Below are 16,051 nucleotides of genomic sequence, written 5' to 3'. Positions count from 1 at the left end.
TATGTCGCGCGCACAACGTTTACTCGATCTGATGCAGCTGCTGCGCAACCACCGTTATCCGGTGGCGGGCCATGCGCTGGCGCAGACGCTGGGCATCAGCATGCGCACCCTGTACCGCGATATCGCCACGCTGCAGCAGCAGGGGGCGGAAATCGCCGGTGAGGCGGGCGTTGGCTATGTGCTGCGCCCCGGCTTTATGCTGCCGCCGCTGATGTTCTCGCCGGCGGAGACAGAAGCGCTGGTGCTGGGGATGCGCTGGGTCAGCCGCCGCGGCGACAGCCAACTGGCGAGCGCGGCGGGTCAGGCGCTGGCCAAGATCGCCGCGGTGCTGCCGCCGACGCTGCGGGAGGAGCTGGAGGCCAATACGCTGCTTATCGCGCCGGTTCAGGCGCCGCCGGTGGCGGATGAGATGCGGGTGCTGATCCGAGACACCATCCGCTGCGAGCGCAAACTGCATATCGACTACCTCGATCTGGCGGGGCAGCGCAGCGAACGCCTGCTGTGGCCCTTTGCGCTGGGTTTTTTCGATCAGTTTCAGATGTTGGTCGCCTGGTGCGAGCTGCGTCAGGCCTTTCGCCATTTTCGTCTCGATCGCATTCAGGCCGCCACGCCGCTTGAACAGCGCTATCCGCGTGGCCGGCGGCGGCTGCTGAAAGAGTGGCGCCTCAGCGAGGGCATTGCGGAGCAATAGCGGCACGCTGCTGCCATAAACTGTCAGTCGCGCGCCTTAGTCTGTGCCTATCGGGAACCGGCCGGTTCCCATTACCCAAAGGATAGACCGATGACCCTTCCCAGCATGACCCTGCTTTACGTCGACAACCCGCTCAACAGCGCCGCCTTTTATCAACGCCTGCTGGGGCAGGCGCCGGTGGAGCTTTCGCCCGGCTTTGCCCTGTTCGTGCTCAACAACGGCTTCAAGCTGGGGATGTGGGCCAAACAGGGGGTAAAACCCGCCGCCACGCTGCCCGGGGGCGGCGGTGAACTGGGCTTCTTGTGCCAGGATCCGCAAGAGGTTGAGGTGCGCTATAACCAGTGGCGCGAACTTGGGCTGACTATCGAGCAAACGCCGACCGAGATGGAGTTCGGTTACACCTTCGTGGCGCGAGATCCGGACGGCCATCGCCTGCGGGTGTATGCCCTCAGCGAGTAGCGTCGTCGGTATACAGGTGCAGACGCGGCACCAGCCGCCGCAGCGGCCTGGCGTCGGGTTTGTAACGGTGTTTCACCGCCTCGGCGTCGTAGTTGAGCAGTTCGCCGATCTTCGGCACCGCGGCGCCGCTTTCAACCTGACACAGGGCGATCAGCGGTAGCGGGCAGGGGTGCTGCACCTGTTTTTGCTGCTGCTGATACCACACCCGGGCGATCGGCTGCACTTTTACCGGCCGTTTGATCTTCAGCGTCGCCTGCTGCGGCAGCCGGCTGACGTCGTCGATCTCACGGCTGACCAGGGCGGCCCACTGTTCACGGCTGTGCGGCGGCACCGCGCGGCCGGCTTTCAGGCTTTTCTCCAGCTGCGCCAGAATGTCGTCCCGCTTGACGTTTTTGATGATGTGCTTGTTGGCCCAGCCGAAGCGCACGGAGTCGGGATTGGTCAGGGCGGTGAGGGTGCGATAGGCGCTGAGGGTAATCAGCCCGTGCAGATGGGTGTGCACGAACTCGAAACGCTGCTCCGGCGCCAGGCCGGAATCGACGGTGATAATCTGCTCCAGTTCGCCCTTCAGGCGGTTGATCAGCGCCAGCTGCGTTTGCAGCGCCTGATACTCCGGTTGCTCCACCGCCAGACAGATGACGCCGGGCAGGCGCACGGCGGCCTTGCTGCTGACATTCTCCCGGTTGTGGTGAATGAACAGCCGCTGATAATGCTCCAGCGCCAGATCGCGCGCCGCTTGCCCCACATGCTGCTCGACCGCGATATGCGAAATGGCCTGATGTTCCTGGCCTTTTTCAACCTCCGGCAGGCTGAACACCCGCGCCGCCAGCAACCGCAGTGGGGCGATCTGCTGCTGCAACGCGCCGAGCGCCTGCTCCAGCTCGTTAAAGCAGGCGTTCATTCGGCCAATCACATCGTATCTGCTCATCGCACACCCCCATATTAGTTACAACATACTATAGAAGAGTGGCCGACTGGGGGCAACATCGGCAAACGAAGAGGGAGCGGCTTCACTGGCCACCCGGCTTGCCAGCGAAAAATACGCCAGAGGGCCTTCTACAGCAGGGCGCGAAATAGACTTTGCATTGGTATGGGTTTGATTCATTGATGGATTTTTTCTGTTGGTTGATATTTTGTTTGATCCATTTTCCGTTTGCCGTTGTCCAATCGCTGGAACAAACAGAATGGCAGGACGCTATGAGCCCCTCGGGTTATCTTTTCTTCTGTCATTAACGGGTGCTTTAAACGGAGGTTTACTGTGGATATTAAACAGAAAGTCAAAAACATGACGCTGGAAGAGAAGATCGGGCAAAAAATCATGCTGGATTTTCGCTACTGGGATCAGAACGGTAGCAGCAATCAGGATATGACCGTTCCCGATGCAGCCATTGGCAAGCTGATCACCGATAACCACATCGGCGGGGTGATCCTGTTTGCCAATAATCTGAAAGACAAGCAGCAGATCAAAACGTTGACGGCCTGGTATGCCGCGCTGAAAACCCACGCGGGCGTTCGTTTGTTTATTGGCACGGATAACGAAGGCGGTAACGTTTTCCGGCTGCCGCGCGGCGACTACGCCTCATTCCCCGGCAATATGGCGCTGGCGGCGGCGATCGAGGGCGGTGCGGATAAACAGCTCGCCGTTGAACAGGGCAAACTGATGGCCCAGGATATGCGCGCGTTGCATATCAATACCAACTTTGCCCCGGTCGTGGACGTCAACACCAACCCGTTCAACCCGGTGATTAACGTTCGCGCCTTCAGCGATGATAAGAACACCGTTGCCCGCCTGGCGGAAAACATGGTGGCGGGCATGAAACAGCAGGGGCTGATCACCGCGTACAAACACTTCCCCGGCCATGGCAGCACCTCCACCGACTCGCATACCGGTTTGCCGCGCGTCGATCGTACGCGGGAAGAAGCTTTTGCCATTGATATCGCCCCTTATAAACAGGCCATCGATCGCTGCGCGGCGCCGGATATGGTGATGACTGCGCATATTCAGTACCCCGCACTGGATAACAGCCAGATCGACACCCGCAACGGTGAAAAAATCACGGTGCCGGCCACCATGTCGCGCGAAATCCAGACCCAGATCCTGCGCAATGAGCTGGGTTATGCCGGCGTAACGATTTCAGACGCGCTGGATATGGGCGCGATTGCCGAGCATTTCAGCCAGCAAGCGGCGGCTGAAAACGTCTTTACCGCCGGAGTGGATATCGCCCTGATGCCTGTCAGCATCGCCTCGCCGGCGCAGGCGAGCCTGCTGCCCGAGCTTATCCGCTACATTGCGCAGCGGGTGAAAACCGGGCATCTCAGCGAGGCCGATATTGATGCCTCTGTCGAGCGCATTTTGCGCCTCAAATTGCGCCATCACCTGATGGGCCATAGCGATAAACCCTGTTCCCACGACGTTTCGTCCTCCGCGCATCAGCTAGAGAAACGGATTGCCGATCGTTCCATTACCGTGGTTATCAACCGTCAATGTCTGCTGCCGTTAAAGGACAAAGCGCTGCGCTACTTTATTCTGACTCCGTGGGGCGAGCAGGCCAAAGGCATTGCGAACGTGATGGCGCAGGAGGGCTATCAGAACGTCGTGGCCGCGAAGGAAACGGAACTGAGCGACGCCCAGGTCAGGGAACATATTGCCGGCTGCGACGTGTTCTTGCTTGGAACCCTCTCAACCCGCTTTACGCCTGCCGAGCAGGATGGGGTCGTGACCGCCGCAACCGGGGCGGCTAATGACAGCAGCCCTTACCCGGGCTGGCTGAAATACGCCGCCGAGCAGGGGAAAAAATGCGTTCACCTCTCATTGCGCGCGCCTTACGATATCGTGAACTATGCCGCAGACGTGGATGCGGCTGTCGCCACCTATTCTTACTACGGGTATGACAGCGGCGTATGGCGTGGCCCTTCGATGATATCGCTGGCACAGGTGCTGACGGGGAAAATCAGACCGCGCGGAAAACTGCCGGTTAATACCTGGCATGACTACGATGAGCAAACCAATACCGGCAAGGTGGCGTTCCCTCGCGGGACGGGGCTGAGCTGGTGATGGGATAAGGAGAGGCGTCGTCTGAGAAGGGCGGCGCCGGTCGCTGGATGGCGTTGATAAAGCGGGCGGTTTCTTGCTCCGCACGCCGCGACATGGGATAACCGTCACTCACGGAAGGAGAACATTTATGCCGACAGGCGCAACAAAACTAGGCGGATGGCTGTTGATGGCCGCCATGCTGGGCGTGAGCGGATGCGCCAAACCCCCTGAGCCGGAAAAGCCTCCGCAGCCTGTACCGCCGGCAACGCCGATGCGGGGCATCTGGCTGGCCACGGTCATTGGCTTGGACTGGCCGCCGGCGGCCTCGCTGAAAGCGGAATCCACGCAAGAGCGGGTGCGTCTGCAGAAGCAGGGGCTGACGGACGCGCTGGACGACATGGTGAAAACCGGGATTAACACGGTGTATTTTCAGGTTAAACCGGACGGCACGGCCCTGTGGCGTTCTGACATCTTGCCCTGGTCGGAGGTATTGACCGGCACCGTGGGCCAGGATCCGGGTTATGATCCGCTGGCCTTTATGCTGACAGAAGCGCACCGACGCGGCATCAAAGTGCATGCCTGGCTGAACCCTTATCGGGTTTCCATGAATACCCGACAGCAAACGATTGATGCACTCAATCATACGCTGCAGTCGCCGCCGGCCAGCGTCTATGCGCTGCATCCCGACTGGATACGCACCGCCAGCGATCGCTTCGTGCTCGACCCCGGCCTGCCCGAGGTGCGCAACTGGATCACCGGCGTGGTGGCTGAAGTCGTCAAAAACTACGATGTCGACGGCATTCAGTTTGACGATTATTTCTATTACGAAACGCCGCAATCGCCGCTGGATGATGAAAAGACGTATCGCGCATACGGCAAAGGGTTTGCAGACAAGGCCGACTGGCGAAGAGACAACACGCTGCAATTGATAAAACAGGTTTCCGCCACCGTCAAAGCACTGAAGCCCGCGGTCGCGTTTGGCGTCAGCCCGGCGGGCGTATGGCGAAACAAAGCGGACGATCCTGCCGGTTCGGCGACGCGGGCCGGCGCGCCGTCGTACGATACGGCCTATGCCGATACGCGCCAGTGGGTCAAACTGGGGCTGCTCGACTATATCGCACCGCAGCTGTATTGGCCTTTCGATCGTGAAATTGTTCGCTACGACGTGCTGGCCAACTGGTGGGCCGAGGTGGTGAAAGACACGCCGGTTCGGCTCTATGCCGGGGTGGCGCTGTATAAAGTGGGCACGCCATCGGCCAGCGAGCCGGCCTGGACCGTCGACGGCGGCGTCCCCGAGCTGAAAAGGCAGTTGGATCTCAACGAGAGCCTGCCGGGGATGGGGGGAACCATCCTGTTCCGGCAACGTTATCTGACCGAGCCGCAAACGGACAAGGCGGTGGAGTACCTGCAAACTCGCTGGAAACCCGGTCAATAATCACGGGCTCTGGCATGACGAGCCGCGGCTAACCACCGCGGCTTTTTCCATTCACAGGCGCGCCGCTTCCGGCAGCCGTTTCAGGTAATGCACCACCAGCAGCGCCAGCAATAGCATCAGGCTGATAAACGCCGCCACGCCATTCCAGCCGAAGCTGTGCCAGAACACGCCGCCCAGGGTGCCGGCCACGCTGGAGCCGACGTAATAGCAGAACAGATACAGCGACGACGCCTGGCCTTTGGCGCGGCGCGCACGGCGGCCGATCCAGCTGCTGGCCACCGAGTGGGCGGCGAAGAAACCGGCGGTGAACAGCATCATGCCGATAAAGATCGCCGGCACCTGCGGCAGCGCGGTAATCAGGATCCCGATCAGCATAATCACGATCGACGCCAGCAGCACCGGGCCGCGCCCGAAGCGCGAGGTGAGCGCGCCGGCCTTGGGCGAACTGTAGGAGCCGGTGAGGTACACCACCGACAGCAGGCCGACGATCGCCTGGCTCAGGTGATAAGGATCCGCCAGCAGGCGATAACCGATGTAGTTGAACAGGGTGACGAAGCTGCCCATCAGCAGGAAACCTTCCGCGAACAGCAGCGGCAGGCCCTTATCGTGCCAATGCAGTTTGAAGTTGATCAGCAGGGTGCGCGGGCGCAGCGAGCTGGCGCGAAAATGCCGCGAGGCGGGCAGGATGCGCCAGAACATGCAGGCGGCGGCGAGGGCGAACAGACCGATGACCCCGAGCGAGACGCGCCAGGAGAAGAAGTCGGTCAGCACCCCGGTCACCAGGCGGCCGCTCATGCCGCCGATCGAGTTGCCGCTGATATACAGCCCCATCGAGAAGGCGACGAAGCTGGGGTGGATCTCTTCGCTGAGGTAGGTCATGCCGACCGCGGCGACGCCGCTCAGCGACAGGCCGATCAATGCGCGCATCAGTAAAATGCCGTGCCAGCTGGTCATAAAGGCGCAAATCAGCGTGCAAACCGCCGCCAGCAGCAGCGCCACCACCATCACCGACTTGCGGCCGATGGCGTCGGACAGCGGCCCGGTAAACATCAGGCCGATCGCCAGCAGGCCGGTGGAGACCGAGAGCGACAGGCTGCTTTCCGCCGGCGAGACGCCGAAGTCTTGCGACAGCACCGGCAGGATCGGCTGCACGCAGTAAAGCAACGCGAAGGTCGCCAGCCCGGCGGAAAACAGCGCCAGCGTGACGCGCATAAACTGCGGCGTGCCGCGTTCGATATAGGGGAGTTTATTGTTGAGGGTGGAGCGTTTTACTTTTGGCGCAGCGGCCGCGTCATCATTGGCGGCCAGCGTCGACGGCATCACGGCCGCAGAACGCACAGGGGTTGTCACAGCGTTTCCTTACCGAACTTCGGGGAGATAAACAGACACTTTGCAGATAACAAAATGATAGGTAGCGGCGATTTTTTTGTCTAATATATTAATAATTACAATTAAGACTTTTTAAATATGAATATCGAGTTGAGACACCTGCGTTACTTTATCGCCGTGGCCGAAGAGCTGCATTTTGGCCGCGCCGCCGAGCGGTTGCGCATCTCCCAGCCGCCGCTCAGCCAGCAAATTCAGGCGCTGGAAGAGATGGTCGGCGCGCGGCTGCTGGCGCGCAACAACCGCAACGTCAGTTTGACCCAGGCCGGGGAGATGTTTCTCAAAGAAGCCTATCAGGTGCTCGATCAGGTCGGGCGCGCGGCGGAAAAGGCGGCGCGCCTGGATCGCGGCGAACTGGGGGAAATGACCATCGGGTTTACCTCCTCCGCGCCCTTTATCGGCGTGGTGGCGCGCAGCCTGCGCGCCTTTCGCCAGCAGTCCCCGCAGGTGCACATCAAGATGCGCGAAATCAACACCAAACAGCAGATCGAACCGCTGCTGAACGGCGAACTGGATCTGGGGGTGATGCGCAACACGCGGCTGCCGGAAGCGCTGCACTATCAGCTGCTGCTGCGTGAACCGCTGGTGGCGGTGGTGCCGGAGGGGCATCCGCTGGCGGAAACGCCCGGCGGCGCGCTGCGGTTTCAACATTTGGCGCAGGAGCCGTTCGTGTTCTTCTCGCGCGAAGTGGGCACCGCGCTGTACGACGAAATTCTGCTGCTGCTCGGCAAGGCCGGTATCACCCCGTATATCACCCAGGAAGTGGGGGAAGCGATGACTATCATCGGGCTGGTCTCCGCCGGGTTGGGAGTCTCGATTCTGCCGGCGTCTTTCGCCCGGGTGCGGGTGGACGGCGTGCGCTATTTGCCGCTGGCGGAGCCGGACGCCACCACCGAAGTATGGCTGGTGCACCACCGCCGGCGGCCGTTGACCGCGGCGGCGCAGTCGCTGATGGCGTTGATGCTGAAATGACGTTGAGCTTGGGCAAATAAAAATCAATTCACGCTGAAATTGCGAGGAATTTGTGCAGCAAATCACATAACGAATCAAATAGTTGACGCTGTATGACAAAAGCCCCACCATAACCCCTAGTCTTTATTTAGAAGCGCGAAAAATAGTAGGAGCCGGTTTGTGATTGCGGTTGGGCAGCCTGGGCATATCGATCAAATCAAACAGACCAATGCGGGGGCGGTTTATCGGCTAATCGATCAACTGGGTCCGATTTCGCGCATCGAACTGTCAAAACGCGCGCAGCTGGCGCCCGCCAGCATCACCAAGATCGTGCGCGAGCTGCTGGAAGCCCATCTGGTCAAGGAAACCGAGTACCAGGAGATCGGTAGCCGGGGCCGCCCGGCGGTAGGGCTGGTGCTGGACACCGAAGCCTGGCACTACCTGTCCGCCCGCATCAGCCGCGGCAGCATCACGCTGGCGCTGCGCGATCTCAGCAGCAAGCTGGTGGTGGAGGAACAGCTGCCGCTGGCGGCCGAACATCCCGAACCGCTGCTGAAACGCATCCTGACCGAAGTCGATCAGTTCTTTATCCGCCACCAAAGCAAGCTGGAACGGCTGACGGCGATCGCCATCACGCTGCCGGGCATGATCGATGTCCAGTCCGGCGTGGTGCACCGCATGCCGTTTTACGACGTGCTGGAGATGCCGCTCGGCCCGGCGCTGGAAACCCGGACCGGTCTGCCCGTCTATTTGCAACACGACATCAGCGCCTGGACCATGGCCGAGGCGTTGTACGGCGCCTCGCGCGGCAGCCAGAACGTGATTCAGGTGGTGATCGACCACAACGTCGGCGCCGGCGTGATCACCGGCGGCCATGTGTTGCACGCCGGCAGCCACAGCGTGGTGGAGATCGGCCACACCCAGGTCGATCCCTACGGCAAACGCTGTTACTGCGGCAACCACGGCTGTCTCGAAACCGTGGCCAGCATTGAGAACATGCTGGAGATCGCCCAGCAGCGGCTGAGCGGCTCGATGAGCTCCAGCCTGCACGGCGCGCCGCTGACCGTCGAATCGCTGTGCGACGCCGCGCTGGCGGGCGATCAGCTGGCGCGGGACATCATTCTCGGCGTCGGCCACAGCGTGGGGCGCATTCTGGCTATCATGGTCAACCTGTTCAATCCCGAGAAGATCCTGGTGGGCTCGCCGCTCAACCGCGCGGCGGAGATCCTGCACCCGGCCATCGCCTCCTGCATTCGCCAGCAGGCGCTGCCGGCCTACAGCGAGCAGGTCAAGGTCGAATCCACGCAGTTCTTCAATCAGGGCACCATGCCCGGCGCGGCGCTGGTGAAAGAGGCGCTGTATAACGGTTCATTGCTGGTGCAGCTGCTGCAAGGCTAACATCAGAACCTCTTATTAATTCCGCAAAAGATTGAGCTACCTCAAGCCCCTACGCGGCAGCATCCCCTAGAATTTTTCCGAAAGACTTCTTCGCCGCCGGTGCGGCGATACATTGTTAACGGGGCATTCTGGGGCATTTTATTCATGTTGAAGCGTTTATTTGTGACAGGCACGGATACCGACGTCGGTAAAACCGTGGTTTCCCGCGGGTTGATGCAGGCGCTGGCCGCCGAAGGCCGTTCGGTGGCCGGCTACAAGCCGATCGCCGCGCGCTGCCAGGAAACCAGCGAGGGCATCCGCAATAAAGACGCTTTGGTATTGCAGGCATCTTCAACCCTGCCGCTGTCCTACGAGGAGATCAATCCCATCACCTGCCTGGATGAGGTGTTTCACGCGCATGCGACCGAGGACATCAACTATGGCGTGATGAGCAGCGGTCTGCGGGATCTGTCGGCCAAAGCCGATACGGTGGTGGTGGAAGGCAGCGGCGGTTGGCGGGTGCTGATGAACGATCTGCGGCCTTACGCCGAGTGGGTGGTGCAGGAACAGCTGCCGGTGGTACTGGTGGTGGGCATCAAGCTGGGCTGCGTCAGCCACGCGTTGCTGACCGCACAGTCGATTATCAACGACGGCCTGCCGTTGCTGGGCTGGGTCGCCAACCGCATCAACCCGGGGTTGGCGCACTATGCCGAAACCATCGCGGCGCTGCAGCAGCGCATTTCCGCGCCGCTGCTGGGTGAAATTCCGTATCTGCCGCGCGCGGAGCAGCGCGAACTGGCGCACTACCTCGACATCTCCACGCTGCTGCGCTAGCGCGCTCAGGCCAGCAAAGGGGCCAGCAAACGGGCGGAGACAAACAGCCCCAGGCCGTACACCGTATGCACCAGCAGGCTGATGATGCGGCTACGCGTCGGATTGGGGGTGTTCGCCGCCGCCACGCCAAAGCCCAACGCCGGCTGCATCACGAAGAAGGGCGCCGCCAGGCTCAGCCAGCCGCTCAACAGCGCGACCAGCGGCGTCGGCGCGGCGTACCACGCGATGCCCGCCAAGCCGAGCGAGATAAAGGCGAAGGCGACGCCGATCGCGTAGTGCAGCAGCCATCCCATCGCTTTTTCTCCCCGCCGCACCGGCGCCGCCATGATCGGAGCGTGATAAAACCGGCCGTCGAACAGGCCGATAAACCAGCGGCCGACCAGCGCGTAGTTAAGGGGCGGGATGCCCAGCACGCGCTTTTGCACGATGGCCCACAGATCGGTGCACAGCGTGGCGCCCACCCCGGTCAGCACAATCATCAGTAAAATTTCTGTCGTCATTTTCGTGTCCTTAAAGTCACTCATGGTGTAATGTGCGCACAGTCTGCAACTTAAAGTCGACTTCAAGTCAATGGAAAAAGAACTGGATATTGGCGAGGTGGCGCGTTTGAGCGGCATCGCGCCCTCGGCGCTGCGGCATTACGAGAAAAAGGGGCTGATCGCCTCGATAGGCCGCAACGGTTTACGTCGCCAATACGCCGCCGGCGTGCTGGAGCAACTGAAGCTGATCGCCCTTGGGCGGCTGGCGGGATTCACGCTGGATGAGATCGCCTCGCTGTTTGACGAGCGGGGGCGCATCGCCCTCGATCGCCGGCTGCTGGCGGCGCGGATTGAAGAACTGGATCGCACCCTGCGGCGTCTGGGGCAGGTGCGCGCCGGTTTGCAGCACATGGTCGATTGCCCTGAACCGGAGCACCTGCAGTGCCCGCAGTTCAGGAAGCTGCTGCAGCAGGGCGAGTTTTAAGCCTCGCGTTTGGGCGGCGGCGCGGTGTGGTAGACCGATACCGGCCGCAGGCCGCGCGACACGGTGGTGGCGATCACGCAGGCCAGCAGAATGCCGGGCAGCAGCGCGTATTCGCCGGTCATTTCAAACACCATCAGCGCCGCCATGATCGGCGCATGGGTGGTGGCGGCCAGCAGGGTAGCCATGCCGGTCAGCGCCAGCAGCAGCGGCACCGCCGCATCCATCCCCGGCCACAGGCCGAACAGCTGGCCGATCATCGAACCGAGCGCGGCGCCGACGAACAGCGTCGGGGTGAAGACCCCGCCGGGCGCGCCCGACCCGCTGCTGGCGAGGATCGCCAACAGCTTGCATACCAGGATCGCCCCCAGCAGCAACACCCCCGGCGGCGCGATCAGCAGCGCCTGCACCACGCTGTAGCCATTGCCCCATACCTGCGGGAACAACAGCGAAAGCAGCCCAACGATCAGGCCGCCCAGCGCCAGCTGCAGCGGCGGCTTCAGGCGCAGCGATCGGAACGCGCGGCCGGTGGCGGTCATCAACCATAAAAACAGCGGCCCGCCGGCGCCGGCCACCACGCCGACCAGCGCCATCAGCAGGTATTGCGTCGGCAAGGGGGCGGCGAGCGGCGTCACCAGGTAGAGCGGCGCCTGGCCGCCGTTGAGCAGGTTGGTCATCAGCAGGGCGCTGACCGCGGCGATCACCACCGGGCCGAGCGAGGCCAGCATCAGGGTGCCGAACAGGATCTCGGCGATAAACAGGCTGCCTGCCAGCGGCGCATGATAGGCGCTGGCCATCCCGGCGGCGGCGGCGCAGGCCACCCACAGTTTCCATTCTTTCTCGTGCGTAAAGCGCTGGGCAAACAGCGAGCCCACCAGCGCTGCCAGCAGGATCATCGCGCCTTCTCGGCCGATGGCGCTGCCGCTCGACACCACCAGCAGCGACGCCAGACACTTCACCAGGCTGGCGCCGGTGTCCAGCTTGCCGTTGCCGGTCTCGATCGCTTCCATATAGTCGGTGGGCGCCGCCGGGCGCTGGTGGCGGTAGCGCTGGTGAACATACAGCAGCAGGCCCGCCGCCAGCCCGCCCAACGCAGGCGTCAGGGCGCGCCGCCAGCCGGGCAGCGCGGCGGCGGCGGCCACCAGACTGCCGTCGGCATTGCCGAGCAACAGCCACTCGAGGCCAATCATCGAACGGTGGAACAGCCACACCGCCAGGGCGGCGGCGACGCCGATGAACACGGCGATAAACAGGCTGCGCAGCAGGGCGCGATAGTGGTGCAGGTGGACCAATCTTTTCATGCGTGGGCGGCGTCGTGAGAAAAATCAAAGGGTCATCAGCGCATTGTGCTTGGCGCTCCGGCCGATGACCAGTGAATCTTTATCAAACTGCGGCATGGGCGGGGCGGTCGGCGCCCCGGCGGGGGTTATTGCGGCGTCAGCACCCGGCGCGTGCGGCCGGAGCTGAGGTAGTCGGCGATATAATCCTGCGAGATTTCGCCGCTGTAGCGGCCGTCTTCATCGACGATCGGCATCCAGGACGTATTGTGCTCATACAGCTTCGACAGCACCACGCGCAGGTTCTCTTCCGCGCGGGCGGTGACGCGAAAGCGGTGCAGGCTGTCGGCGCATACCCCCGGCGCACCGCGCGCCTCGCGGCGTTTGACGTAACCCAGCGGTTTGCCGTCGGCGTCCACTACCGTCACCGAACGTGCATCGATATCGTCCATCAATCCGAATGCCTCTGTCAGTGGCGTTTCCCGGCGTACCGTCACCGTCTCTTGTTGGTCTGCCACGTCGCCGGCCTGCACCAGCAGCAGGCGCTTCAGCGTCCGATCCTGGCCGACAAAGGAGGCGACGAAGTCGTTCGCCGGGCGCGCCAGCAGCTCATCGGCGCTGGCGTTCTGCACGATCTTGCCCTGGCGGAACACCGCGATGCGATCGCCGAGCTTCAGCGCTTCATCGATGTCGTGGCTCACCAGCATCACGGTCTTTTTCAGCTGGCGCTGCATGTCGAGAAACTCGTTCTGGATGGTTTCGCGGTTGATCGGATCCACCGCGCCGAAGGGTTCATCCATCAGCAGCACCGGCGGATCGGCCGCCAGCGCGCGGATCACGCCGATGCGCTGCTGCTGCCCGCCGGACATCTCTTTCGGGTAGCGGTGCAAAAAGCGCTTGGGATCCAGCGCCACCATGCTCATCAGCTCCTCGGCGCGATCGTGGCAGCGTTTTTTGTCCCAGCCCAGCATGCGCGGCACCACGGTGATGTTCTCCTCGATGGTCATGTTGGGGAACAGGCCGATCTGCTGGATGACGTAGCCGATTTTGCGGCGCAGGCTGACGGTATCCAGCGCGCTGGTGTCTTCGCCGTTGATCAGAATGGTGCCGCCGGTGGGTTCGATCAGGCGGTTGATCATCTTCAGCGTGGTGGTTTTGCCGCAGCCGGAAGGGCCGAGCAGCACGCAAATTTCACCTTCCGGCACGTCCAGATTGATGTTGTCGACGGCGTTGAACGGCGTGCCGTTCTTTTGCATGAACTGTTTGGTCAGATTTTCCAATTTAATCATGAGCGGATCCCCTTGGGCGTGAGCGCAATTTGCAAACGGTGCAATAACCAATCGAGGACGATCGCCAGCAGGCTGATCATCACGGCGCCGGTAATCAACTGGCGGATGTCGCTGCTGCTGATGCCGTTGAGCAGCAGCAGGCCGAGGCCGCCGGCGCCGATCACGGCGGCTATCGCCATCACGCCGATATTCATCACCACGGCGGTGCGAATGCCGCCGAAAATGACCGGCAGCGCTACCGGGATCTCCACCCAGCGCAGGCGTTGCCAGAACGTCATGCCGATGCCGCGGCCGGCTTCGCGCAGCCCGCCGGGCAGGTTGTCGAGCGCGGTGTGAGTATTGCGCACGATCGGCAGCAGCGAATAGAGGAACACCGCGGTGATCGCCGGCACGTAGCCGATGCCGTGGCCGATTAAGGAAAACAGCGGGATCATCAGCCCGAACAGGGCGATGGAGGGCACGGTCAGCACCAGCGTGGCCAGGCTCAGCACCGGCGTCGCCAGCCATTTGTGGCGGACGATCAGCACACCGAGCGGCACGCCGATCAGGATCGCCAGGCCGACGGCGATGCCGACCAGCAGCAGGTGTTCCAGCGTCAATCCGGCGATATAGGCCCAGTTTTGCCAGGCGTAAAGTAAGGTATTCATCATGCCTCCTAAATCAGGCCGCGCTGCTTGAGGAACGCGTCGGCGACCTGTTGCGGCGTCTGGTAGTCGATATCCACTCTGGCGTTAAGCTCGGTGATCACCTGATTGTTGAACTGTTTCGACAGCGTGTTCAGCGCCGCTTCCAGCCCCGGCGTGTTTTGCAACACGTCGGCGCGCACCACCGGCGTGACTGCATAGCTCGGGAAATAGCCTTTGTCGTCTTCCAGCACCTGCAGATCGAAGCCTTTCACCCGGCCATCGGTGGTGTATACCAGCCCGGCGTCGACGAAGCCGTCGCGGATGGCGTTGTAGACCAGGCCGGGATCCATCTGGCGGATTTGCGGGCGATCCAGCGGCATGTCGTACAGCGCCTGCATCGGCTTCAGGCCGTCCGAGCGGCCGGCAAATTCCAGATCCAGCCCCAGCAGCCAGTTGTGTTTCGGGTCGGTTTTACGCACCTGTTCCACTTTGGCCACCAGCTGCGACATCGTGCGGATCTGCTCTTTTTCCGCGCGTCGGCGCTGCATGGCGAAGGCGTAGGTGTTGTTCATGTCCGCCGGCTGCAGCCACACCAGGCCGAGTTTGGCGTCGAGCTTTTTCACCGTGTCGTAGGTTTCCTGCGGTGACATGCGCTTATTGATGTGGTTAAAGATGATCAGCGAGGTGCCGGTGTATTCCCAGGTCATGTCGATCTGCTTGTTGATCATCGCGTTGCGGGTGATCACCGTAGCCAGATTGGTCTTGGGTTCGACCTGAAAACCCTTGGCCCGCAGGTATTGCACGGTGATCGCCGACAGAATGCGCTGTTCGGTAAAGTTCTTGCTCGCCAGCGTCAGCGGGGCGGCCCAGGCGGCCGCGCCGGTCATCAGCAAGGAGAACAGCAGCGCGTGGCGGAGTCGTTGTAACCATCGAGTCATCGCGTTTCTCCCATCAGGATGCGGTGTGCGGGCTGAGCCGGCGGCCGAGACCGGCCAGCGCCAGATCGAGCAGCAGGGCGATCAGCGCGGTGGCGGCGGCGCCGAGGATCAGCGTCGGGAAGTCGTTCAGGTAGATGCCGGGGAAGATCAGCTCGCCATAGCTGCTGGCGCCGATCAAAAACGCCAGCGGCGCGGTGCCGACGTTAATCGCCATCGCGATGCGCACCCCGGCGAAGATCACCGGCAGGGCATTGGGCAGTTCGACCTGGCGCAGCCGCTGCCCGGCGGTCATGCCAATACCGTTGGCGGCCTCGACCAGCGCCGGCGGCACCGAACGCAGGCCGGCATAGGTATTGCGCACGATAGGCAGCAGCGAGGCGAGGAACAACGCCACCACCGCCGGCCGGTCGCCGATGCCGATGATCACCATCGCCAATGCCAACACTGCCAGCGGCGGCAGGGTGTTGCCGACGTTAAAGATCTGCATCACGTGCTCCGCCCAGCGGCGGGCGAAAGGGCGGCTCAGCAGGATACCGCTGGGAATGCCGACCAGCAGCGACAGCAGCATCGAACACACCACCAGGAACATGTGCTGCTGACCGAGGTAAATCAAATCTTCCCGGCGCGACTTGAGGGTTTCCCAACCGATGCCGTAAACCAGCAGCGCGATGACGGCGATAAACAGCAGGCTCCCGAGGAGCAGGCGCCGGTATGGCGCTGACTTGTGCATGATGTTGCGTCCTCCGTTGCGCGGAGCGGCCGACAAGACGGCGCATTCCGCTCTGATTGTTACC

16 protein-coding genes are annotated in these 16,051 nt (G+C 62.2%); 8 read left to right on the top strand and 8 right to left on the bottom strand.

What is annotated here, in order from left to right; all coding sequences use genetic code 11:
- Window position 1: 1 nt before the first annotated feature.
- The gene (locus tag L085_RS17175; RefSeq protein WP_044031316.1) at window positions 2-691 is read left to right on the top strand and encodes a YafY family protein; all 690 of its coding nucleotides are present in this window, start codon (window positions 2-4) and stop codon (window positions 689-691) included.
- Window positions 692-781: 90 nt separating this feature from the next.
- On the top strand, window positions 782-1,150 hold the full coding sequence (locus L085_RS17170) for a VOC family protein (RefSeq protein ID WP_044031315.1): 369 nt from the start codon (window positions 782-784) through the stop codon (window positions 1,148-1,150).
- Here L085_RS17170 and tus read toward each other — a convergent pair.
- A complete protein-coding gene (tus, locus tag L085_RS17165) occupies window positions 1,140-2,078 on the bottom strand; it encodes a DNA replication terminus site-binding protein (RefSeq protein WP_044031314.1) in 939 nt (312 codons plus the stop codon). The two genes, L085_RS17170 and tus, sit on opposite strands and share 11 nt — an antisense overlap.
- 330 nt (window positions 2,079-2,408) lie before the next feature.
- On the opposite strand from tus, the gene L085_RS17160 reads away from it, so the two are divergent.
- Window positions 2,409-4,205, top strand: coding sequence for a glycoside hydrolase family 3 protein (locus L085_RS17160; RefSeq protein ID WP_044031313.1), 1,797 nt, complete (start codon window positions 2,409-2,411; stop codon window positions 4,203-4,205).
- A 166-nt stretch (window positions 4,206-4,371) separates the two neighbouring features.
- Window positions 4,372-5,619: a glycoside hydrolase family 10 protein gene (locus L085_RS17155; protein ID WP_021505426.1), complete on the top strand. Its 1,248-nt coding sequence runs from the start codon at window positions 4,372-4,374 to the stop codon at window positions 5,617-5,619.
- Window positions 5,620-5,670: 51 nt separating this feature from the next.
- On the opposite strand, the gene L085_RS17150 is transcribed toward L085_RS17155, so the two are convergent.
- On the bottom strand, window positions 5,671-6,939 hold the full coding sequence (locus tag L085_RS17150; RefSeq protein WP_031300458.1) for an MFS transporter: 1,269 nt from the start codon (window positions 6,937-6,939) through the stop codon (window positions 5,671-5,673).
- Between the two features lie 147 nt (window positions 6,940-7,086).
- Between L085_RS17150 and L085_RS17145 the strand changes: the two genes are divergently transcribed.
- The 3 genes from L085_RS17145 to bioD all read left to right on the top strand — a co-directional run bounded on the left by L085_RS17145 (window position 7,087) and on the right by bioD (window position 10,167).
- Window positions 7,087-7,977, top strand: a complete 891-nt coding sequence (locus tag L085_RS17145) for a LysR family transcriptional regulator (RefSeq protein WP_044031312.1) — start codon at window positions 7,087-7,089, stop codon at window positions 7,975-7,977.
- Between the two features lie 159 nt (window positions 7,978-8,136).
- A complete protein-coding gene (locus L085_RS17140) occupies window positions 8,137-9,354 on the top strand; it encodes an ROK family transcriptional regulator (protein WP_004938526.1) in 1,218 nt (405 codons plus the stop codon).
- A gap of 144 nt (window positions 9,355-9,498) precedes the next feature.
- Entirely contained in the window at window positions 9,499-10,167 is a 669-nt protein-coding gene (gene bioD / locus L085_RS17135; protein WP_004938529.1) for a dethiobiotin synthase, read from the top strand.
- A gap of 5 nt (window positions 10,168-10,172) precedes the next feature.
- On the opposite strand, the gene L085_RS17130 is transcribed toward bioD, so the two are convergent.
- The gene (locus L085_RS17130; RefSeq protein WP_044031311.1) at window positions 10,173-10,667 is read right to left on the bottom strand and encodes a DUF2938 domain-containing protein; all 495 of its coding nucleotides are present in this window, start codon (window positions 10,665-10,667) and stop codon (window positions 10,173-10,175) included.
- A gap of 70 nt (window positions 10,668-10,737) precedes the next feature.
- Between L085_RS17130 and L085_RS17125 the strand changes: the two genes are divergently transcribed.
- Window positions 10,738-11,130 carry a helix-turn-helix domain-containing protein gene (locus L085_RS17125; RefSeq protein WP_044031310.1) on the top strand — a complete coding sequence of 131 codons (393 nt, stop codon included), beginning with the start codon at window positions 10,738-10,740 and terminating at the stop codon, window positions 11,128-11,130.
- On the opposite strand, the gene clcB is transcribed toward L085_RS17125, so the two are convergent.
- The 5 genes from clcB to L085_RS17100 all read right to left on the bottom strand — a co-directional run bounded on the left by clcB (window position 11,127) and on the right by L085_RS17100 (window position 15,987).
- On the bottom strand, window positions 11,127-12,428 hold the full coding sequence (clcB, locus tag L085_RS17120) for a voltage-gated ClC-type chloride channel ClcB (protein WP_033633138.1): 1,302 nt from the start codon (window positions 12,426-12,428) through the stop codon (window positions 11,127-11,129). The genes L085_RS17125 and clcB overlap by 4 nt on opposite strands.
- A gap of 125 nt (window positions 12,429-12,553) precedes the next feature.
- Window positions 12,554-13,693, bottom strand: coding sequence for an osmoprotectant ABC transporter ATP-binding protein OsmV (osmV, locus tag L085_RS17115; protein ID WP_021505258.1), 1,140 nt, complete (start codon window positions 13,691-13,693; stop codon window positions 12,554-12,556).
- Window positions 13,690-14,340, bottom strand: coding sequence for an osmoprotectant ABC transporter permease OsmW (gene osmW / locus L085_RS17110; protein WP_004938544.1), 651 nt, complete (start codon window positions 14,338-14,340; stop codon window positions 13,690-13,692). Before osmW ends, osmV begins: the two co-directional genes overlap by 4 nt.
- 8 nt (window positions 14,341-14,348) lie before the next feature.
- Window positions 14,349-15,206, bottom strand: coding sequence for a glycine betaine ABC transporter substrate-binding protein (locus tag L085_RS17105; RefSeq protein ID WP_198509697.1), 858 nt, complete (start codon window positions 15,204-15,206; stop codon window positions 14,349-14,351).
- A 64-nt stretch (window positions 15,207-15,270) separates the two neighbouring features.
- Window positions 15,271-15,987, bottom strand: a complete 717-nt coding sequence (locus tag L085_RS17100) for an ABC transporter permease (protein ID WP_004938551.1) — start codon at window positions 15,985-15,987, stop codon at window positions 15,271-15,273.
- Between the last annotated feature and the right edge of the window lie 64 nt (window positions 15,988-16,051).

The organism is Serratia sp. FS14 (genome assembly GCF_000695995.1).
In the GTDB taxonomy this organism is placed as follows: Bacteria; Pseudomonadota; Gammaproteobacteria; order Enterobacterales; family Enterobacteriaceae; genus Serratia; species Serratia nematodiphila.
Note: the sequence above shows the minus strand (reverse complement) of the source record. Positions and strands in the feature narration are given on the sequence as shown.

Bases quoted from the DNA above. Each gene is read 5' to 3' on its own strand.
- L085_RS17175 (WP_044031316.1), top strand. From the start codon at position 2: ATGTCGCGCGCACAACGTTTACTCGATCTGATGCAGCTGCTGCGCAAC.
- L085_RS17170 (WP_044031315.1), top strand. From the start codon at position 782: ATGACCCTTCCCAGCATGACCCTGCTTTACGTCGACAACCCGCTCAAC.
- tus (WP_044031314.1), bottom strand. From the start codon at position 2,078: ATGAGCAGATACGATGTGATTGGCCGAATGAACGCCTGCTTTAACGAG.
- L085_RS17155 (WP_021505426.1), top strand. From the start codon at position 4,372: ATGGCCGCCATGCTGGGCGTGAGCGGATGCGCCAAACCCCCTGAGCCG.
- L085_RS17150 (WP_031300458.1), bottom strand. From the start codon at position 6,939: ATGCCGTCGACGCTGGCCGCCAATGATGACGCGGCCGCTGCGCCAAAA.
- L085_RS17145 (WP_044031312.1), top strand. From the start codon at position 7,087: ATGAATATCGAGTTGAGACACCTGCGTTACTTTATCGCCGTGGCCGAA.
- bioD (WP_004938529.1), top strand. From the start codon at position 9,499: ATGTTGAAGCGTTTATTTGTGACAGGCACGGATACCGACGTCGGTAAA.
- L085_RS17130 (WP_044031311.1), bottom strand. From the start codon at position 10,667: ATGACGACAGAAATTTTACTGATGATTGTGCTGACCGGGGTGGGCGCC.
- L085_RS17125 (WP_044031310.1), top strand. From the start codon at position 10,738: ATGGAAAAAGAACTGGATATTGGCGAGGTGGCGCGTTTGAGCGGCATC.
- clcB (WP_033633138.1), bottom strand. From the start codon at position 12,428: ATGAAAAGATTGGTCCACCTGCACCACTATCGCGCCCTGCTGCGCAGC.
- osmV (WP_021505258.1), bottom strand. From the start codon at position 13,693: ATGATTAAATTGGAAAATCTGACCAAACAGTTCATGCAAAAGAACGGC.
- osmW (WP_004938544.1), bottom strand. From the start codon at position 14,340: ATGAATACCTTACTTTACGCCTGGCAAAACTGGGCCTATATCGCCGGA.
- L085_RS17105 (WP_198509697.1), bottom strand. From the start codon at position 15,206: ATGACCGGCGCGGCCGCCTGGGCCGCCCCGCTGACGCTGGCGAGCAAG.
- L085_RS17100 (WP_004938551.1), bottom strand. From the start codon at position 15,987: ATGCACAAGTCAGCGCCATACCGGCGCCTGCTCCTCGGGAGCCTGCTG.